Raw genomic sequence first — 18,869 nt, 5'->3', positions numbered from 1 at the left:
AACCGCAACATTGCCGAAAAGACAGTTGATCCCGGTGTCGCGGCGCGGTCTACAGCGCAACAGGCAGTAGCTATTTACAGTTGTAGTGCTGAAGCGTCGGGCTATCTCGCTCGGGGCTCAGCCCCCGGGAGCGTCCATGCGTCTGAAACTTCTGTTCGTGGCGACCGCGATGGTCCTGCCCGGCCTGGCCATGGCCCAGACGATCCCCGCCCAGACGCCCGCCGCCGCCAGGCCTGTGGACAAGTCCGCCCCGACTGCTGTCGAGGGCGTGGTGGTGACCAGCGATTCTACCGCCATGCGCACCTCGATCGACCGCCGCAGCTACAGCGTCGCCAATGACCTGTCGGCCCGCACCGGCTCGATCGCCGACGCCCTGCGCAACGTCCCCTCGGTCGAGGTCGACGTGCAGGGCAATGTCAGCCTGCGCGGCGACGCCAATGTCACCATCCTGATCGACGGCAAGCCCTCGGGCCAGTTCAACGGCGACGGCAAGGCCGACGCCCTTCAGTCGCTGCCGGCCGACCAGATCGACCGGGTCGAGGTGATGACCAACCCTTCCGCCGCCTTCCGCCCCGACGGCTCGGCCGGGATCATTAACCTGATCACCAAGAAGACCCAGAAGCCGGGCGTGAACGGCTCAGTGCGGGCCAATGTCGGCTCGGGCGGGCGCTACAATGGCGGGATCAGCGCGACCCGCCGCCAGGGCAAGCTGACCCTGTCGGGCGACGCCGGCTATCGTCGCGACGTTCAGCAGTTCGTCTCCGAGACCGACCGCGCCATCCTTGATCAGACCAGTGGACAGTTTCTGCCCAGCACCCAGGATCTGGACTCCCAGAACGAGAGCGACGGCCTGAACCTGCGCGGCGGGCTGGACTATGATCTGGACAAGCAGAACCGCCTCAGCGCCGAGCTGCGCTATCGCGGCATGGCCATGGATAGCGATAGCCGTGAGCTCTATTCCGCTCGAGACGCGGCTGGCGCGGTTTCCCGCAGCTATGAGCGGCTGACCCAGGGCGAGATGAACCGCGACAACGGCGCGCTCAGCGCCGACTGGCGCCGGCAGCTGACGGGCGCCGGCCACGAACTGACCGCCCACGCCGAGTATGAGGTCACCAGCTTCTCGCGCGACGGCCAGGGCGTGACCCGCAACAGTCCGGGCGTCGACAGCTATGAGACCTTCGGTTTCGGCATCGACCAGACCCGCGCCAATCTCAAGGTCGACTACGTCAAGCCGCTGCCGCGTGATGTGAAACTGAAGGCCGGCGTCGATCTGGAGGTCGGCGAGAACGACTATGACAACCGCCGCGCCGCCGGCCCCGCGCCCGGCGCCCTGGTCGTCGACACCGCGCGCACCAACCGCTTCCTGTATGATCAGGACGTCTTTGCCGCCTATGTCACCTACGAGCGGCCGTTCGGGGATTTCACCGTGCAGGGCGGTCTGCGGGCCGAGCAGGTCAATATCGACACCCACCAGCTGACCTCGAACCAGAAGAACAGCAATGACGATTTCAAGGTCTATCCCAGCCTGTTCCTGAGCTACACCCTCAATGAAAACAACACGCTGAACGCCAATTACAGCCGCCGCATCCAGCGACCCCAGGCGCAGGACCTCAATCCCTATCCGGTCTATCAGGACCCCTACAACTACCGGGCCGGCAATCCCGACCTGAAGCCGCAACAGACCGACGCCTTCGAGCTGGGCTGGCAGTACCGCAAGGGCCAGACCTCCTATCTGGCCACCCTGTATCACCGCCGAAACACCCAGAGCGTCACCGACGTGGTCACCGATCTGGGCGGCGGCGTGCTGCTGACCACCAAGCAAAACCTGGGCAAGAACAACAGCACCGGCCTGGAGCTGGCAGCCAATGGCCGCCTGACCCCGACCCTGACCTACAGCGTCAGCAGCAACCTCTTCCGCAACGAGATCGCCGCCGCCAATCTGGGCTTTTCGGGCACGCGCGAGGACACCATGGTCTCGGGCCGCGCCAATCTGAACTGGCAGGTCACGCCCAAGGATTTCCTGCAGGTCAACGCCATCAGCTCGGGCCGTCGCCTGACCCCGCAGGGCTATCGCGAGCCGTTCAGGATGCTCAATCTGGGCTATCGCCGGAAGATCAATGACAAGCTGTCCTTCGTGGTCACGGGCCAGGATGTGCTCAACACCATCGAGGACACGGTGATCATCGACACCCCGACCCTGCGCGACACCACAAGTCGCCAGCCAAGGGTGCGGGCGGTATTTGTCGGCTTCACCTGGCTGTTTGGCGGCGGCAAGCAGCGCGAGCCCGGCTTCGACTTCAGCGGCGCCCAGGTCGGCAACTGAAATCGCCGCCGACCGGCTGTGACGCCGGGTGGTTTCATGTCATAGCGCCAGCGTTACAAGGGATCTGGAGCGTCCATGAGCGTCGTTGCGGCCATCGCCTATGTGGATGGAAAACGGTCCCGCGCGCTGGACCTCGATACGCCTGACGACCTGGTTCCGCGCGAGGGCGAGTTCGTCTGGATTGGTCTGCTGGAGCCGACCAAGGCCGAGCTGGCGGTGCTGCAGGATCGTTTTGGCCTGCACCCCCTGGCGGTCGAGGACGCGCTGCACGCCCGGCAGATGCCCAAGGTGGATCTCTATGGCGACCAGCTGTTCGTGGTGGCCAAGACCGCCCAGCTGGTCGAGGGGCGCATCGAGTATGGCGAGACCGACATCTTCGTGGGGCCCCGCCACCTGATCACGGTGCGCCACGGCTCAGCCCGGGCCCACACCGATCTGCGCGAGCATCTGGAAGCCACCCCCCGCCTGCTGGCCCATGGCGGCGACTATGTGCTGCACGCGGTGCTGGACTTCATCGTCGACGGCTATCTGCCGATCGTCGACGCGATCGATGACGAGATGGCCGAGATGGAGCGGCGGGCGCTGGACAACTTCCTGAGCCGGTCAGAGGTGGCGCGCATCTTCGCCCTGCGCCGCGAGCTGATGCGGTTTCGCAAGCTGCTGGGCCCGATGGAGCAGGTGGCCAGCGAGCTCGAGCACCACGACATGCCGTGCATCGACGCCGAGGTGAAACCCTATTTCCGCGACGTGCGCGACCACATCGTCCGGGTCGCCTCACTGGTCGAGGGGCTGCGCGACGTGCTGACCTCGGTGTTCGAGGTCAGCTCGCTGCTGGAACAGCAACGCCAGGGGGTGATCACCCGGCAGCTGGCGGCCTGGGCCGCCATGCTGGCCGTACCCACCGCCATCGCCGGCATCTACGGGATGAACTTCGAGCACATGCCCGAACTGACCTGGACCTTCGGCTATCCGTTGGCTCTGAGCGTGATCGTCGGCGTCTGCCTGTTCCTGTACTGGCGGTTCAAGAAGACTCGTTGGCTCTGACTCGCCGGGCCGGGCGGATTATTTGGCCGCCTCGACCTTGTCCTGGGTCTTGGTGTCGAAGTCGCTGGCCTCATGGCGTTCGCGCAACTGGCTGGAGGGCTCGCCGAACACGCGGTTGACCATGCGGCCGCGCTTGACGGCGGGGCGCGCGCCGATGGCGTCGGTCCAGCGGATGACGTTCTTGTAGTCCTGCACCGACAGGAACTCGCCGGCCTCGTACAGCAGGCCCTTGGCCATGCCGCCGTACCAGGGCCAGATGGCCATGTCGGCGATGGTGTACTCGTCACCCGCGACAAAGGCGGTCTCGCCCAGGCGGCGGTCCAGCACATCCATCTGGCGCTTCACCTCCATGGCGTAGCGGTCGATCGGATATTCCATCTTGTAGGGCGCATAGGCGTAGAAGTGGCCAAAGCCGCCGCCCAGGAACGGCGCGCTGCCCATCTGCCAGAACAGCCACGACAGGCACTCGGCCCGCGCCGCCGGCTCGGTGGGCAGGAAGGCCCCGAACTTTTCGGCCAGGTGGATCATGATGGCGCCGGACTCGAAGATCCGGATCGGCTCGGGGCCGCTGTGGTCGACCAGGGCCGGGATCTTGGAATTGGGATTGGCCGAGACGAAGCCGCTGCCGAACTGGTCGCCGTCGCCGATATTGATCAGCCAGGCGTCATACTCGGCGCCGGCATGGCCCAGGGCCAGCAGCTCTTCCAGCAGGATCGTCACCTTGACGCCGTTGGGCGTGCCCAGGGAGTACAGCTGCAGGGGATGGCGACCCACCTTCAGGGGCTTGTCATGGGTGGGGCCGGCGATCGGCCGGTTGATCGACGCGAACTTGCCGCCGTTCTCCTTGTTCCAGGTCCAGACCTTGGGCGGCACATAGGCGGGGGCGTCGGACATGGCAGGCTCCTGGTGACGTTCGAGCGCTTGGGCGCTTCTGGCGTGGACCAATGTGGCGGGTCATGCGTGACTGCGCCAGTCCAGGCGGCGGTATTTGATCGTCGATCGACGTTTCCCTAGGGTATCCAGGCCGCTAGGCGAGTTTCGGGAAAGCGGCGAGTCGATCACGGCTGGCGCGGGTTGCTTTTGGGGTGGATCGATGTCGAAGTTTTCGGGCCTGATGGCCGCGCTGATCCTGACCTGCGCGCCGGGCCTCGCCACCGCCCAGGCGCCTGACAGGCCGGCGGTCGCCGCACCGGTCAAGGCCATCCATGAAGAAGGCTTCGTGCGCATCGGCGGGATCGAGCAGTGGGTCACGATCCACGGCGACGACCGCTCCAGGCCGGTGATCCTGATGGTGCACGGCGGGCCGGGCAATCCGATGACCCCCTACGCCAATCCCTATTTCCAGGCGTGGGAGAAGGACTTCGTCATCGCCCAGTGGGACCAGCGCGGCGCCGGCATGACCTTCGGCCAGAGCCCGCCCGCCGAGGGCGAGGCCCTGACGGTGGAGCGCCTGCGCGATGACGGGATCGAGGTGGCGGCCTACGTCAACCAGCGCCTGGGCAAGCAGAAGCTGATCCTGATGGGCGGGTCGTGGAGTTCGATCCTGGGCACGCACATGGCCAAGGCGCGGCCGGACCTGTTTCATGCCTATGTCGGCTCCTCGCACCTGGCCCGGTCCACCGACAACCTGAAGGCCAGCTATGATCGAACCCTGGAGCTGGCCCGCGCCGGCGGTGACCAGGACGCGATCGGCAAGCTCGAGACCGTGGGTCCGCCGCCCTGGACCAATCCGCGCAACTTCGGGATTATCCGTCGCATCACCCGTAAGTACGAGGGCGCCCGCACCGATCCGGCGCCGGCCGAATGGATGACCCGCGCCCCCGCCTATGAGACTCCCAAGGCCCTGGCCGACTACGAGGGCGGCGAGGACTATTCCTACATCGAGTTCGTCGGCATGAAGGGCGAGGGGATGTATTCGAAGACCGACCTCTACGCCCTGGGCCCCAAATTCGCCCTGCCGGTCTATGTCATCCTGGGCGAGCAGGACCTGATCTCGACCCCCGAGGTCGCTCGCGCCTGGTTCGACACGCTGCAGGCCCCCGACAAGGCCTTCGTGCTGCTGCCGCGCACCGGCCACGATCCCAATCCGGCCATGGCGGCGGCCCAGCTGGAGATCTTGAAGACCAAGGTGCTACCGCGGATCGGCAAGGGCGGCTGAGGGCGCAGGCCCGGTTCAGGCAGGCGTGCCGCTGAGGATCGTCTCGGGCGCCGATTATGATCCTGTCGCGGGGAATTCCAGCAGCCGGGTGTCGTAGCCCAGCGCCTTGGCGCGTTCGACCAGCTTGGCGACCTGGGCCTGGGTCGGTTGAGGGTCGCGCGTGTAGATCCACAGATCGTGGAAGCGGGGATCGGCCGAAATGAACCAGCTGTAGTCGTCCGCCCGCTCCAGAACCCAGTAGTCACGCGGGATCCGGAACAGGCCGAAGACGCGATAGCTGACGTGCAGCTTGGCGTTGGTCCCCGGATCCATGATGCGCGCCGGGCCGCCGATGGTCTTCAACTTGCCCGTCGGTGATCCGGCGCGACAGAAGTCCAGCACCGTGACCTTGTCGCCGCCGCGCGGCGTATAGGTGGTGCCGCCCGCCACGCAGCCATCGGTGAGCGACATGGGCCGTCGTCCGATCTCGTACCATGTGCCGGTGTAGAACCGCGCCGCGTCAATCGTCGCGGCGGGTTTCAGAGCGCTGGTGGACGCGCCCGTCGAGGCGCACCCCGCGAGGAAGAGCAGGCTCGAAGCGATCAGCAGGGCGCGCATGGAGAACTCCGTCTTGAGGCTCAAGCTACGGATCGATGCGCCCTGCGGATGCTTGGCGGGGGAGAGGCCGTCTTCCCAAGCCACCGCGACAGGGATTGGAGCCTAGCGCCCCCGACGGGCTGGTGGGTCAGCTGCCTGAGTCGGCGAAGCGTCATTGCATGATGACCCCGCCGTTCAAGACCAGCCACAGGACCAGAAGCGTGGGCACGATGACGCGATGAACGATCATGCGCTGCACGACGATGAGCGCAATCAGAGGCAGGCAGTAGAGGGGAAGCTCCCATCCCCAATCGAAGAACCACTGGATCAGGCGCTCTGCGCTTCCCAGCCTGTTAAGTACGCCTGCCGCCGCAAAGGCGATGATCATGCCGATCAGGGCGCTCCAGACATAGCGGTTCGAGGATCGGTAGTGATCCATCATGTCCAGGTCCAGGGCTTCACCCTCGTCAGGCAGGACGGCCTTGGCGGCCAGGAACATGCAGATCAGCTGGATCAGGATCAGCAGGAACTGCCACAGCGGCGTGTTGGTCCAGTCGGTGTACCAGGCGATCCACCAGCTCCGGACGATCACCACAAAGACCAGGCTGGCGGCCGTCATGGGCAGCCAGTCCCAGCGCGTGCGGCCAAAGCGCCGCAGCAGGGCGTGAACGCTCACGACCATGTCGCTGATCGCCAGGCCGGTGATGATGGCCAACAGGCCCAGAAAGTATTCTTTGATCTCCACCAGAAGTCCCCCCGCCGTCTCTTGAAGCGGAACGGCTGGACGCCAGTCGCAGCATGATTCCGTCAGGGTCGTGAACCCGCGCGTATCGAGCAGGGCGTGCGGTCAGGTTTCGGGGGTGACAGGGGCTGTAAACAAGTGGCATGCTTGCTGTCATATTGTGCGCCCCGGAACGGTCCGGGCGGCGGTTCCGGGAGCTTTCCGATGCAGGTCACCAATGCCCACGGCCCGACCCAGGCCCAGCAGCTCGCCGCGTTTCAGCGGGACGACGGCAAGCCGATCTACATGCTCAACCTGCTGAAATTCCGCGATCGCGCCGTCTATCCCGACGGGCGCGAGACCACGCTGACCGGCGCTGAGGCCTATGCCCTCTATGGCCGTGCCGTCAGCAAGATGATCGCCGAGGCGGGCGGCAAGCTGGTGTTCAGCGCCCAGGTGCGCGGCCTGCTGATCGGCGAGGTCGAAGGACCGTGGGATTCGGTGGCGGTGATGATGTACCCGTCCTTCAAGGCCATGGCCGAGATCCTCGGTTCTCCGGGCTATGCCGAGATCCACGTCCATCGTGACGCCGGGCTGGAAGGCCAGGTGCTGATCGAAACCGTGATGGGCTGAAGCCTGCGGGGCTTATGGGAGGGTCTGCAAGATGTCGAGTTTCTGGGTCTGGGTTGTCGCCCTTGGTCTCTATGCGCTGTTCCTGGCCTGGTATGTGAACTGGCGCGGCCCGCTGTCGGCGGCCGAGGTCACCGACCTGATCGGCCGGATGAAGGCCGCCAGCATTGGTCGGGGCGGGGCCGACGAACTGCCGACCCTCGAGCGCTTCCTGGCCGAGGACGACGGGCGCGAGTTCTTCATGCTCAACGTCATCCGCATGGCCGACGGACCGGTGGCCGATCCGGCGACCGGCGCACTGAAGCCCGCCCGCGAGGTGATGGAAGGCTATACCCGCATGTTCCTGCCGGCCCTGTTCCGGCGGGGCGGCCATCCGGCCCTGGCCGCGCGGCAGGTCGGGGGCCTGGTCGATACCTGGGGGATCGAGGACTGCCCCAAATGGTCGATGATGGGCTATGTCCGCTATCGCAGCCGGCGGGACCTGGCCCAACTAGTCTGTGATCCGCGCTTTGGCGGGGCCCACGCCTTCAAGCACGCGGCCATGCCCCAGACCTTCAACTTCCCGACCCGGCCGATGATCATGACCCTGGCAGGACCCCGGCTGTGGGTCGGGCTGATCCTGGCCCTGCTGGCCGCCCTAGCCCAGGTGGCGCTGCTGTTGGCGGCGTCGGCGGGTTGAGCCATGTCGCCACAGGCCTGACCCTCCGCTCTACCGAGCCTTTGCCCGGTGGAGCGGAGCCAGGACTCAGTGGTTGTGCCGGGGCAGCTTGCTGGCCAGATCCTGATACTTGACCGCAAATTCCAGCACCCCGCCGGTCTCCAGCTGGCCGGTATGGGCCCGGTAGATCTCCTGCCAGGGCGTCATGGTTTCCGGCACGGGCGGCAGGCCTTCCTTCCGGCGTTCGGCGATCACCGCCTCGTCCACCAGGGCGTCGCAGCGGCCGGTGTTGAGGTCGATGCGGATGGTGTCGCCGGTGCGCAGCCACGACAGCCCGCCGCCGATCGCGCTTTCGGGCGAGGCGTTGAGGATCGAGGGGCTGTCGGCGGTGCCTGATTGGCGACCGTCGCCCAGGGTGGGCAGGCTCATGATGCCGCGCTTCAGCAGGGCGTCCGGCGGCTGCATGTTGACCACCTCGGCCGAGCCGGGCCAGCCGATCGGACCGGCGCCGCGGATCACCAGGATGCAGTGCTCGTCGATGTTCAGGGCCGGGTCGTTGATCCGCGCGTGATAGTCGCCCGACCCGTCGAACACGATGGCGCGGGCCTCGAAGATGTCTTCCTTGCCCGGATCGCTCAGGTAGCGGGCGCGGAAGTCGGGACCGATGACGCTGGACTTCATGATCGCGAAGTCGAACAGGTTGCCCTTCAGCACCAGGAACCCGGCCTTTTGCGCCAGCGGCTGGGCGTAGGGGAAGATCACCTCGCGGTCCTTCGTCTCGCGGCCTTCCAGGTTTTCCGCCATGGTCTTGCCGGTGACGGTCAGGACGTCGCCGTGCAGGCGGCCATTCTGTAGCAGCTCCCACAGCACGGCCGGCGCGCCGCCGGCCCGGTGGAAGCGCTCGCCCAGATACTTGCCGGCCGGCTGCATGTTGACGATCAGCGGGATGTCATAGGCCGCCCGCCAGTCGTCGGCGGTGATCTCCAGACCCGCATGGCGGGCCATGGCCACGATGTGCGGCTGGGCGTTGGTCGAGCCGCCGGCCGCCGCGACCAGGGCGATGGCGTTCTCGAACGCCTTCTGGGTCAGGATGTCCTTGGGCTTGATGTCTTCATAGGCCAGGTCGACGATCCGCTGGCCGGTGCGATAGGCCATCTGGCCGCGCTCGCGATAGGGGGCGGGGATGGCCGCGCAGCCGGTCAGGGACAGGCCCAGGGCCTCGGCTACTGCGTTCATGGTCGAGGCCGTGCCCATGGTGTTGCAGTGACCGGCCGAGGGGGCGCTGTCGGCGGCGCGCTGGATGAACTCTTCCTCGTTGATCTCGCCGGCCGCCAGCTTGCGGCGCGAGCGCCAGATCACCGTGCCCGAGCCGACCAGTTCGCCGTCATGCCAGCCGTCCAGCATCGGTCCGCCCGACAGCACAATGGCCGGGATATTGACGGTGGTGGCGGCCATGATGCCGGCCGGCGTGGTCTTGTCGCAGCCGGTGGTCAGCACCACGGCGTCGATCGGATAGCCGTGCAGGGTCTCGACCAGGCCGAGGTACGACAGGTTGCGGTCCAGAGCCGCCGTCGGGCGACGGCAGTTCTCGAAGATCGGGTGGACCGGGAACTCCATCGGAATGCCGCCGGCGTCGCGGATGCCGTCGCGGATCCGGTTCACCAGGTCCAGGTGGATGCGGTTGCAGGGCGAGATGTCGCTGCCGGTCTGGGCGATGCCGATGATCGGCTTGCCGCTGCGCAGCTCTTCCGGCGTGATCCCGTAGTTCATGAACCGCTCCAGATAGAGGGCGGTCATGTCGATATGGTCGGGATTGTCGAACCAGTCTCGCGAGCGGAAGCGGCGAGGCGTTCTATTCGGGGCGGTCAAGGCGCACCTCGTACTGGGGCTGGCCGGCGACATCGACATCGACGGCGAACAGGCCGCCGGCTTCGGGCCAGGCGGCGAGGGTCTCGTCGCTCAGGCCCTTGCGGGCGGTGGTGAAATAGAGGGTCTTCAGACGCGGGCCGCCAAAGCACGGCTTGGTGACATTGGGGGCGGGCAGGGCGATGCGGTCGACGATCTCGCCCTGCGGCGAGATGCGCAGCACCGACGCGCCGCCCCACAGGGCGGTCCACAGATAGCCTTGTGAATCGACCACCGAGCCGTCGGGCCAGGCGTGGTCGATGTCGATGCGGGCCAGCACGCGCTTGTTGGTCAGGTCGCCGTCGGCGTCGACGTCATAGGCCCAGATCGTCTTGGCCAGGGTATCGGTGTGATAGAAGGTCTTGCCGTCCGGGCTGACGCACGGGCCGTTGGTGATGCAGACGCCGTCGTCCTGCTTGACCGTTTCGCCGGCGGCGGTCAGGCGATACAGGGCGCCGCTGGCGGCTTCCTCGCCGTCGTGCATGGTGCCGAACCACAGGCGGCCTTGGGCGTCGATGGTGGAATCGTTGGGGCGGTTGTCCAGTTCCGGAGGCTCGATCTCGCCCAGGAAGGCGAAGCCGCCGGTCGCGGGATCAAAGCTGTGCAGGCCGCTCTTCAGCCCGGCGATGAAGCCGTCTTCACCGGCGATGGGCGCGACAAAGGTCACCTGCTCGGGGGCGGGAAAGCTCTGCTGCGCGCCGGTGGCCGGATCGTAGCGGTGGACGGTGTGGCCCTTGATGTCGACGAACCACAGGGCGTCGCGATGCCAGATCGGGCCCTCGCCGAGAGTGGCTTTCAGGTCCCAGACGCAGGTGGGGGTCGGCATACGCATAATCTCCTTAGCCCTCCCCCTTGATGGGGGAGGGTTGGGTGGGGGTGATAGGGCGATTGCCGGCGGAACCGCCGCAGCACCCCCATCCCCAACCCTTCCCCCATCAAGGGGGAAGGGGGCAACCCCTACCGCCAGCCGGCGTCGATCCAGTACTCATGGCCCGTGCACAGGGCCGCATCGTCCGAGGCCAGGAACAGCACCAGGGAGGCCACGTGGTCGGGGACCAGGCGCCCCTTCAGGCACTGGGCCTTGACGATCTCGGCCTCGCCTTCGGGCGTGTACCACTTCTCCTGGCGCTTGGTCTTGACGTTGCCGGGCACCACGCAGGTGACGCGGATGTCGTCGGGGCCTAGCTCGCGGGCCAGGGCCCGGGTCATGCCCTCGATGCCCGCCTTGGCGGTTTCGTAGAGTACCAGATCCTCCAGACCCAGGTGCCAGCTGATCGAGCCGAAATTGATGATCGCCCCGCCGCCGCGCCTGGCCATGCCGGGCGCGACCGCCTGGGCAGCGAACAGCATGTGGCGCAGGTTCACGCCGATGCGGTTGTCCCAATAGGCGGGCGTGATGTCGGCCAGCTTGTGGCGGTCGTCATTGCCGGCGTTGTTGACCAGCACGTCGATGTCGCCGATCTCGGCCAGCACGGCCTTCAGGCTGTCGAGGTCCATCAGGTCGCAATGCCTGTAGACCGGCGCGATGGCCGCGTTCGGCGTCAGCGCGTCGACCAGGGCCATGGAGTCCGCATCGACGATGTCGAGGAAGATCACCTCGGCGCCCTGGCGCACGAAGCCGGCGGTCAGGCCGGCCCCGATGCCGCTGCCGCCGCCGGTGACGACGACGCGCTTGCCCTTCAGGCTGGGATAGATGGCTGAGGACATGCGGCTTACGACCAGGAATACGAGGTTTTGGTCTGGGTGAAGAACTCGACCGCCGCGAAGCCCTGTTCGCGGGCCCCGTAGCTGGAGCTCTTCGAACCCCCGAACGGCACGTGATAGTCGACGCCGGCGGTGGCCAGATTGACCATGGTCATGCCGGCCTTGGCGTGACGCTGGAAGTGGCGGGCATACTTCAGCGAGGTGGTGGCGATGCCGGCCGACAGGCCAAACTCGACGCCGTTGGCGACCTCCAGGGCTTCCTCATAGTCCTTGACCCGGATGGTCGAGGCGACGGGGCCGAAGACTTCCTCATTGTTGATCCGCATGTTGCGATCGGTGTCGGCGATCAGGGTCGGCTGCACGTACCAGCCGGGGTTTTCCAGCTGTAGGCGCTGGCCGCCGGTGACGATGCGGCCGCCCTCGCCGGCGGCAATGTTGATATAGCGGTATGACGTTTCCATCTGGTCTTCGGAGACCGCCGGACCGATCTGGGTGTTGGGGTCGAGGGCGTCACCGACCCGCAGGGCGGCGATCTTCTCGGCCAGCAGGGCCACGAAGCGATCGTGGATGCCGTCGGTGACGATCAGGCGCGAGCTGGCGGTGCAGCGCTGGCCGGTGGCGAAGAACGAGCCGTCCAGAGCGATGGCGACGGCGCGTTCCAGGTCGGCGTCGTCCAGCACGATCAGCGGGTTCTTGCCGCCCATCTCCAACTGCACACGGGCCTGACGGGCCACAGCGGCGGCGGCGACTTGCGCGCCCACGCCCTGCGAGCCGGTGAACGAGACGCCGTCGACGTCCTTGTGCTTGACCAGGGCGTCGCCCATCGAACCGCGACCAAACAGCATGTTGAACACGCCGGCCGGAGCGCCGCATTCCTGCATGATGTCAGCCAGCACCGAGGCGGTGGCCGGGGTCGGGCCGGCGGGCTTGATCACCACGGTATTGCCGAAGGCCAGGGCGGGTGCCGCCTTCCAGGCCGGGATGGCGATCGGGAAGTTCCAGGGGGTCACGAGACCGAACACGCCGACGGCCTGGCGATAGGTCTGGATCTCGACGCCCGGACGGGTGCTTTCCAGGTTCTGGCCGTGGCGGCGCAGGGCCTCGCCGGCGAAGTACTTGAAGATGCGGCCGGCGCGGACGGTCTCGCCCACGCCTTCCGGAACCGTCTTGCCCTCTTCGCGGGCCAGAAGACGGCCGATATCAGCGCTGCGGGCGATGATGGTCGAGCCGACCTTGTCCAGCAGGTCCGAGCGAACCTCAGGCGAGCTTTCCGACCAGCTCGGGAACGCCTTCTTAGCGGCGTCAACGGCGGCGTCGACTTCGGCGGAACCGCCGTTCGGGACCATGGCGACCACGTCATTGGTGTTCGACGGGTTCAGGCTCTGGGTCGGGGCGTCGGAGGCGACGCGTTCGCCGCCGATAAAGTGGCGCAGGGTGTCGGTCATGGGACGAGGTCCTCGAAATACGAAAAGTTAGAGCAGGCCGCGGCCGGCCAGATTGCGGATCAGGGCGCTGATCCCGAACGTCCAGGGCTTGGCCTGGTCGCAGGTGGTCACCTCGTTTTCGAGGACGCCCAGTTTCGGGGTCGAGACGCGGACGCGGTCGCCGACCTTGTGGGTGAAGCCCTGGCCGGCCGTGTCGCGGTCCTGGATCGGCGCGAACATCGTGCCCAGGAACAAAGCAAAGCCGTCGGGATACTGGTGCTGCTTGCCGAACGCTTGACCGGCCAGAACGGCGGGGTCGCGGCTGATCAGGCTCATGTTGGAATGGCCATCCAGCACGAAATTGTCGCGGCCGGTGATCTTCAGCTCGACCTCGGCTGAGCGCACGTCGTCCAGCGAGAAGCCGTCGTCGAACAGCCGCACGAACGGACCAATGGCGCACGAGGCGTTGTTGTCCTTGGCCTTGCTGAGCAGCAGGGCCGAGCGGCCTTCGAAGTCGCGCAGATTGACGTCGTTGCCCAGAGCCGCGCCGCGGATCTGGCCCGATCCGTCGCACAGCAGCACGACTTCCGGCTCGGGATTGTTCCAGTGGCTGTCGGAGCGCACGCCGACCTGGTCGCCCCAGCCCATCGACGACAGGGTGGGGCCCTTGGTGAAGATCTCGGCGTCGGGGCCGATGGCCACTTCCAGATACTGCGACCACAGGCCGTCCTGGATCAGGGTCTGCTTCAGGCGCTCGGCGCCCTCCGAGCCCGGATCGACGCTGCGCAGGTCGCCGCCCATGCTGTCGGCCAGCTGTTCGCGGATCTTCAGGGCCTCGGCGGCGTCGCCCCGGGCCCGTTCCTCGATCACCCGCTCCAGGGTCGAGACGGCGAAGGTGACGCCGGCGGCTTTAAGGCATTGCAGATCGACGGGGGCCAGCAGCTTGGCGGCCGCTTCGCCCGAGGCGTCGGCCCAGACAGGGCGGATATCCAGCTCTTCCAGAGGTCCGCGATCCTCGCCGCGCGGGATCGCCGCGCCGGGCGCATAGGCGTTCATCAGGTCGGCGACCGTCGGGGCGATCTTCGACATGTCTTCTATGCGTCCGCCGCGCACCAGCACGGGGGTCGGGCCGTCGCCGAAGTCGATGCGGCCCAGCAGGGTCGCGTCTTGCCAGTCTTCCGGAAGGAATTGCGTCACGCCCACGGCGTCGTCTCCCCGTCTCGAGCGTCTGGACCTCGCCCCACCTTGGACGGCCGCGCTCGTTCATGCTCGTGCACTTGTTAGCGCTAACATGTGGGGGCGGCAAGCGTTTGTCAGACCAATAGTGGGGACATCCTTGCGCGGTGAGAACGGCTAGTTCGGCGCCGGCCCGGTGGAATCCCGCACGATCAGGGTGTGCGGATGCATCAACTGCCGGGGCTCGCCCGTCCCGTCGCGCTTGCGGCGGATCTCTTCCAGCACCAGATCCACCGCCGCGCGGGCCATGGCGGCGATCGGCTGGTGGACGGTGGTCAGGGGCGGCCAGATATTGGCGGCGATCGAGGTGTCGTCGAAGCCGACAATCGAGACATCGCCCGGCACGTCCAGTCCCAGGCGATGGGCCAGGCCCGCGGCGGCGGCGGCCATGTCGTCATTGCAGGCGAAGATCGCGGTGGGGCGAATATCGCTGGCCAGCAGCCGCTCGGCCGCCTCCAGGCCCGAGCGGTAGGTGAAATAGCCCTGCTCGACCCGCACGTTCTCCAGGGGAATCCCGGCGGCCTTCAGCGCGGTCATGAAGCCGTCCAGCCGTTGCTGGCTGACCGTCTGGTTGGGGTGGCCCTTGATGAAGCCGAAGCGCTTGTGGCCCAGGGCCAGCAGGTGCTGGGTCAGCTCGTAGGCGGCGGCCTCGTTGTCAATACGGATGGTGGCCATGTCGGAGCTGGTCATGCCCGGGGCCACGCCGACGGCGGCGGCCCCGGAGGCCTTCACCTCGGCCAGCACCTGGGGCGATTCGCACAGCGGCGGCGGCAGGATCAGGCCGTCGACCCCGGTGCGCAGCAGGCGGGTCAGGGTGGCGCCGGCCAGTTCGGGCTCGGCGCATTTCTCGATGACAACCTGCGCGCCCGTGCGGCTGCTCTCGTCCAGCGCTCCGACCAGGAACTCCGACAGATAGCCGGTCGAGGGGTTGTCATACAGCAGGCCGATGCGGAACGGGGCCGATCCGGCCAGGCTGCGGGCGGCGGGATTGGGGGCGTAGTTGAGGTCGGTGATCGCCTTCTCGACCAGGGCCCGGGTCTCTTCCTTGACGGTGGTCTCGCGGTTGATCACCCGCGAGACGGTCATGGGCGACACGCCGGCGCGCGCCGCGACATCGCGGATCGTTGCGCTCTGCGTGGTGCGACGCCTCTGGCGTTCCGGCGGTAAGCTCATGGTTGACCCGTCCCTTTGGGAGCGGAGACTAGACCGGTTCGGAGCATCAGTGGAAGCCGGGGGTTGGAGGGGCCTTCTCACCCTGTGCGAGACGGATGTAGGAAACGGGGATGACACCCTTCGGCGCTCTCATCCTCACTGGCGGCGGCTCGCGCCGGATGGGTCGCGACAAGGCCGCGCTGGACTGGGACGGCGCGCGGGCGGTGGATCGGGTGGCCGAGCTGGCGCGTACGGTCGGGGCCCGGGCGGTGCTGTCTGTCGGAGCCGATCTGGGTCTGCCGTTCGTGCCGGATCCCGAGCCGGGCGCGGGGCCGGTGGGCGGTGTGCTGGCCGGCGTGGAGGCGCTACGGGCGCTGGACCTGGAGCGGGCGCTGATCTTGGCGGTGGACGCGCCGACGCTCACCGTTGAGGATTTGACCCTGCTGCTGGCGGCCGACGCGCCCGGCGCGGCGTTCGAGGGGTTGCCGCTGCCGATGGTCCTGACCTTCTCCGCCCTGCCCGAAGGCGCCGAGGCCGGCTGGCCGCTGCGGCGACTGGTCGAGCGCGCGGGGCTGGCGGTGGTGGCCATGCCGGTTGGGTCGGAGACAAGGCTGCGGGGGGCGAATACGCCGGAGGAGTGGGCGGCGTTGCTCCCTTCCCGTCGGCGGATGGGGGAAGGGCCGGGGATGGGGGTGAACGCGAAGCGTTCAACCGACGACTAAGGCGAGCGGCGTGGATTGGGGTGGAACCGCTGAGGTCACCCCCATCCCAACCCTTCCCCCATCCGCCGACGGGAAGGGCTCTTCAATACACATCCCGCCGATAGCGCCCAGCGTCCGTCAGCCGCTCCAGGCCCTCGGCCCCGAGGATCTCGACCAGCGCCGCGTGGACCTCGCGCGACATCCCTTCCAGCGATCCGCAGACCATGATCGTCGCGCCGTCCGCCACCCACGCCCGCACGGAGTCGGCCGCCTCGCGCAGGCGATGCTGCACATAGACCCGCGTGGCCTGGTCGCGGGAGAAGGCCAGGTCGAGGCGCTCAAGTGCGCCGGTCAGCACCCAGCCGGCCAGTTCGTCATGATGGAAAGCGTCATGCGCCGCCGTGCGCTCGCCAAACAGCAGCCAGTTGCGGCCACGCCCTGCGGCGGCGCGGGCCTTGAGGTGGGCGCGCAGTCCGGCCAGACCCGTGCCCGCGCCGATCAGGATCATCGGCGCGTCGGTGTCCGGCGCATGGAAGCTGCGATTGACCCTGACGCGGGCGTCGATCGCCGCGCCCTCTTCGGCGAAGCGGCACAGCCAGCCCGAGCCCAGGCCCGGCTGACCATCGGCGCTGGGCATCAGGCGCACGATCAGCTCGATCGCGCCATCGGCGGGCAGGGAGGCGATGGAATATTCGCGGTGCGGCAGGGCGGTCAGGCGCTCCAGCACCGCCTCGCCTGTCAGGCCGATCAGGGGCTCGACGTCTTGCGGCAGGCGGCGGGCGGCCAGAGCCTGGGTCATGAAAACCGGCAGGCCCAGGCGGGCGATCAGGGCGGCGACCTCAGCTGGATCATTGCGCGGACCGATCTCGACGATGTCGCCGGCTGACCAGTCCAGAACGCCGTCCTGCGGCTCCAGTCGAATGTGCCACGCCTCGCCGCCAGGACTGCCGGGATTGAGCAGGCGGCGCTGGGTCAGCGTCCACGGGCCATAGGCCGGACGGGTCCAGCCGGGCGCGTCGGTTTGGCCGGTCAGGACAGCCAGATGGGCCTGCCAGTGACGCAGGGCGGCCTCTTCGCCGTTGTCGACCTCCACGCGGTCGAACAGCGGCGCTGCGCCATGCCGGGCCAGCCAGGCGTCCAGCGCGCGGCCAAAGGCGCAGAACTGGCTGTATTCGCTGTCGCCCAGGGCCAGCACGCCATAGCGCAGGGCCGAGAGGTCAGGCTCGGCCGCCATCACGTCGCGGATGAAGGCCCGGGCCGGGTCGGGGGCGTCGCCTTCGCCGGTGGTGCTGACCACGAACAGGGCGCGACCGGCGCTGGCCAGATCTGCGGCGGTGACGGCCGAGAGATCGCGCAGGACCACCGGCGCGCCGCCGGCGGTCAGGGCCGTGGCGGTGGCGCGGGCCAGTTCCTCGGCGAAGCCGGTCTGGCTGGCATAGGCGACCAGCACCGGCTCGCCCGCGCCTTGCGCCAGGGCGGCGGCCTCGCGGCGTTCGGCGCGCCGGCGCAGGGCGTGGCGGGTGGCGATAAGGCTGCAGAAGGCGATCCAGACCAGGGCGACACCGGCGGCGGCGAGGTGGCGCCGGGTCTCGGGATCCAGGGCGGCGAAATCGATCATGCGTCGAGCATGGCCAGCAGGGCCGGGGACAGGCGCTCTTCCAGGCCTTTTGCCGCGCGGCTGACGATCAGGGCGGGCAGATCGTGCGCGGTGGCGAAGGCCAGAGCCGCCTCCGGTCCCATGACGGTGAGCGCCGTGGCCCAGGCGTCGGCGTCCATGCAGGTCCAGGCCAGCACCGTGACGCTGACCACGCCATGGTCGCCGGGCGCGCCGGAGGCCGGGTCCAGGGTGTGGGCGTAGCGGCGGCCGTCGTGGTCAAAGAAGCGGCGATAGTCGCCCGAGGTCGCCACCGACAGGCCATGCAGGGCGACTACGGTCTGCAGGGCGTCATTGGCTGTTGGCGGGCGCTCAAGCTCCACCCACCAGGGCTGGCCATCGGGTTTTGCGCCGGTCCCGCGCAGCTCGCCGCCGACCTCGACGAGATAGGACTTCACGCCGGCCCGCTCCAGGGCCTGCGCGGCCTGGTCGACGCCAAAGCCTTTGGCGATGCCGTTGAGGTCCAGGCGCAGGGACCCCGGCTGGAACAGGGCGTCGCCGTCCATCACCAGACGCTTCCAGCCGCTGGCTTCGAGCGCGGCCAGGGTCGCCTCGCGCGGCGGCGGCTCGCCCGGGAAGGGGCGGGGGCCAAAGCCCCAGAGGTCGGTCAGGGCGCCCAGGGTCGGGTCAAAGGCGCCGTGGGCGGCCTCGGCGACGGCGATGGCGCGGCGCACCACAGTGGCCATGTCGGCGGGCAGGGGTGTCCAGCTTCCGGCGGCGCTGCGGTTGTAGCGCGACAGGTCCGACAGCGGCTCCCACGGGCTCATCTGCGCCACCACGGCGTCCAGGGCGCGCTGGACCATGGCAGTCAGGCCCGGGATATCGGCGGCCGGCTGGGCGACCAGTTTCACCGACCAGGTCGTGCCCATGGTCTGACCCGCGAGCGCATGCGCCACGCCGCCGAGCGGGCGGGCGGGTGGCTCGGTGAGGAGGGGGACGAGGACGCGGGTCATGGGTGTCAGGCTCGATCTCGATCCTTCCCC

17 protein-coding genes are annotated in these 18,869 nt (G+C 67.9%); 6 read left to right on the top strand and 11 right to left on the bottom strand.

The features are described 5' to 3' along the window. The first annotated feature begins 136 nt into the window (after positions 1-136). Positions 137-2,323 (top strand): TonB-dependent receptor domain-containing protein, encoded by a 2,187-nt coding sequence (locus tag ACW176_RS00745; protein WP_492110505.1) that lies wholly within the window; start codon positions 137-139, stop codon positions 2,321-2,323. Between the two features lie 75 nt (positions 2,324-2,398). Next, entirely contained in the window at positions 2,399-3,367 is a 969-nt protein-coding gene (locus ACW176_RS00740) for a magnesium and cobalt transport protein CorA (protein ID WP_492110504.1), read from the top strand. A gap of 18 nt (positions 3,368-3,385) precedes the next feature. On the opposite strand, the gene yghU is transcribed toward ACW176_RS00740, so the two are convergent. Then, the gene (gene yghU, locus ACW176_RS00735; protein ID WP_492110503.1) at positions 3,386-4,261 is read right to left on the bottom strand and encodes a glutathione-dependent disulfide-bond oxidoreductase; all 876 of its coding nucleotides are present in this window, start codon (positions 4,259-4,261) and stop codon (positions 3,386-3,388) included. A gap of 199 nt (positions 4,262-4,460) precedes the next feature. Here yghU and ACW176_RS00730 point away from each other — a divergent pair, with 199 nt between their 5' ends. Then, positions 4,461-5,525, top strand: a complete 1,065-nt coding sequence (locus ACW176_RS00730) for an alpha/beta fold hydrolase (protein ID WP_492110502.1) — start codon at positions 4,461-4,463, stop codon at positions 5,523-5,525. Between the two features lie 54 nt (positions 5,526-5,579). Here the strand turns inward: ACW176_RS00730 and ACW176_RS00725 are convergent, their stop codons facing one another. Next, the gene (locus tag ACW176_RS00725) at positions 5,580-6,146 is read right to left on the bottom strand and encodes a lipocalin family protein (RefSeq protein ID WP_492110501.1); all 567 of its coding nucleotides are present in this window, start codon (positions 6,144-6,146) and stop codon (positions 5,580-5,582) included. Positions 6,147-6,273: 127 nt separating this feature from the next. Next, positions 6,274-6,846 (bottom strand): hypothetical protein, encoded by a 573-nt coding sequence (locus ACW176_RS00720; RefSeq protein ID WP_492110500.1) that lies wholly within the window; start codon positions 6,844-6,846, stop codon positions 6,274-6,276. Positions 6,847-7,047: 201 nt separating this feature from the next. On the opposite strand from ACW176_RS00720, the gene ACW176_RS00715 reads away from it, so the two are divergent. Together ACW176_RS00715 and ACW176_RS00710 are read left to right on the top strand one after the other, a co-directional pair. Continuing rightward, positions 7,048-7,455: a DUF1330 domain-containing protein gene (locus ACW176_RS00715; RefSeq protein WP_492110499.1), complete on the top strand. Its 408-nt coding sequence runs from the start codon at positions 7,048-7,050 to the stop codon at positions 7,453-7,455. A gap of 31 nt (positions 7,456-7,486) precedes the next feature. Next, positions 7,487-8,131, top strand: a complete 645-nt coding sequence (locus ACW176_RS00710; RefSeq protein ID WP_492110498.1) for a hypothetical protein — start codon at positions 7,487-7,489, stop codon at positions 8,129-8,131. A gap of 66 nt (positions 8,132-8,197) precedes the next feature. Here ACW176_RS00710 and xylD read toward each other — a convergent pair whose 3' ends face one another. The 6 genes from xylD to xylR form a co-directional block, all read right to left on the bottom strand. Further along, positions 8,198-10,012 carry a xylonate dehydratase XylD gene (gene xylD / locus ACW176_RS00705; RefSeq protein WP_492110497.1) on the bottom strand — a complete coding sequence of 605 codons (1,815 nt, stop codon included), beginning with the start codon at positions 10,010-10,012 and terminating at the stop codon, positions 8,198-8,200. Further along, positions 9,963-10,841 carry a D-xylonolactone lactonase gene (gene xylC / locus ACW176_RS00700; RefSeq protein WP_492111859.1) on the bottom strand — a complete coding sequence of 293 codons (879 nt, stop codon included), beginning with the start codon at positions 10,839-10,841 and terminating at the stop codon, positions 9,963-9,965. Before xylC ends, xylD begins: the two co-directional genes overlap by 50 nt. A gap of 131 nt (positions 10,842-10,972) precedes the next feature. After that, positions 10,973-11,722: a D-xylose 1-dehydrogenase gene (gene xylB / locus ACW176_RS00695; RefSeq protein WP_419318114.1), complete on the bottom strand. Its 750-nt coding sequence runs from the start codon at positions 11,720-11,722 to the stop codon at positions 10,973-10,975. A 5-nt stretch (positions 11,723-11,727) separates the two neighbouring features. Next, a complete protein-coding gene (locus tag ACW176_RS00690; protein ID WP_492110496.1) occupies positions 11,728-13,164 on the bottom strand; it encodes an aldehyde dehydrogenase family protein in 1,437 nt (478 codons plus the stop codon). A gap of 27 nt (positions 13,165-13,191) precedes the next feature. Further along, entirely contained in the window at positions 13,192-14,346 is a 1,155-nt protein-coding gene (locus tag ACW176_RS00685) for a fumarylacetoacetate hydrolase family protein (RefSeq protein ID WP_492110495.1), read from the bottom strand. A 150-nt stretch (positions 14,347-14,496) separates the two neighbouring features. Continuing rightward, a complete protein-coding gene (gene xylR, locus ACW176_RS00680; RefSeq protein WP_492110494.1) occupies positions 14,497-15,552 on the bottom strand; it encodes a transcriptional regulatory XylR in 1,056 nt (351 codons plus the stop codon). Positions 15,553-15,662: 110 nt separating this feature from the next. Between xylR and mobA the strand changes: the two genes are divergently transcribed. Next, complete coding sequence (gene mobA, locus ACW176_RS00675; protein WP_492110493.1) at positions 15,663-16,253, top strand: molybdenum cofactor guanylyltransferase; 591 nt, start codon at positions 15,663-15,665, stop codon at positions 16,251-16,253. Between the two features lie 82 nt (positions 16,254-16,335). Here the strand turns inward: mobA and ACW176_RS00670 are convergent, their stop codons facing one another. Further along, positions 16,336-17,850: a sulfite reductase subunit alpha gene (locus ACW176_RS00670; protein WP_492110492.1), complete on the bottom strand. Its 1,515-nt coding sequence runs from the start codon at positions 17,848-17,850 to the stop codon at positions 16,336-16,338. After that, positions 17,847-18,839, bottom strand: a complete 993-nt coding sequence (locus ACW176_RS00665) for an FAD:protein FMN transferase (RefSeq protein ID WP_492110491.1) — start codon at positions 18,837-18,839, stop codon at positions 17,847-17,849. The genes ACW176_RS00670 and ACW176_RS00665 overlap by 4 nt, the downstream gene beginning before the upstream one ends. Positions 18,840-18,869 lie beyond the last annotated feature (30 nt).

It is taken from the genome of Caulobacter sp. FV1ye13L (genome assembly GCF_058681155.1).
Note: the sequence above shows the minus strand (reverse complement) of the source record. Positions and strands in the feature narration are given on the sequence as shown.

Excerpts from the sequence above, each read along its gene's own strand:
- ACW176_RS00745 (WP_492110505.1), top strand. The coding sequence starts at position 137 with ATGCGTCTGAAACTTCTGTTCGTGGCGACCGCGATGGTCCTGCCCGGC.
- ACW176_RS00740 (WP_492110504.1), top strand. The coding sequence starts at position 2,399 with ATGAGCGTCGTTGCGGCCATCGCCTATGTGGATGGAAAACGGTCCCGC.
- yghU (WP_492110503.1), bottom strand. The coding sequence starts at position 4,261 with ATGTCCGACGCCCCCGCCTATGTGCCGCCCAAGGTCTGGACCTGGAAC.
- ACW176_RS00730 (WP_492110502.1), top strand. The coding sequence starts at position 4,461 with ATGTCGAAGTTTTCGGGCCTGATGGCCGCGCTGATCCTGACCTGCGCG.
- ACW176_RS00715 (WP_492110499.1), top strand. The coding sequence starts at position 7,048 with ATGCAGGTCACCAATGCCCACGGCCCGACCCAGGCCCAGCAGCTCGCC.
- ACW176_RS00710 (WP_492110498.1), top strand. The coding sequence starts at position 7,487 with ATGTCGAGTTTCTGGGTCTGGGTTGTCGCCCTTGGTCTCTATGCGCTG.
- xylD (WP_492110497.1), bottom strand. The coding sequence starts at position 10,012 with ATGTCGCCGGCCAGCCCCAGTACGAGGTGCGCCTTGACCGCCCCGAAT.
- xylC (WP_492111859.1), bottom strand. The coding sequence starts at position 10,841 with ATGCCGACCCCCACCTGCGTCTGGGACCTGAAAGCCACTCTCGGCGAG.
- xylB (WP_419318114.1), bottom strand. The coding sequence starts at position 11,722 with ATGTCCTCAGCCATCTATCCCAGCCTGAAGGGCAAGCGCGTCGTCGTC.
- ACW176_RS00690 (WP_492110496.1), bottom strand. The coding sequence starts at position 13,164 with ATGACCGACACCCTGCGCCACTTTATCGGCGGCGAACGCGTCGCCTCC.
- xylR (WP_492110494.1), bottom strand. The coding sequence starts at position 15,552 with ATGAGCTTACCGCCGGAACGCCAGAGGCGTCGCACCACGCAGAGCGCA.
- mobA (WP_492110493.1), top strand. The coding sequence starts at position 15,663 with ATGACACCCTTCGGCGCTCTCATCCTCACTGGCGGCGGCTCGCGCCGG.
- ACW176_RS00670 (WP_492110492.1), bottom strand. The coding sequence starts at position 17,850 with ATGATCGATTTCGCCGCCCTGGATCCCGAGACCCGGCGCCACCTCGCC.
- ACW176_RS00665 (WP_492110491.1), bottom strand. The coding sequence starts at position 18,839 with ATGACCCGCGTCCTCGTCCCCCTCCTCACCGAGCCACCCGCCCGCCCG.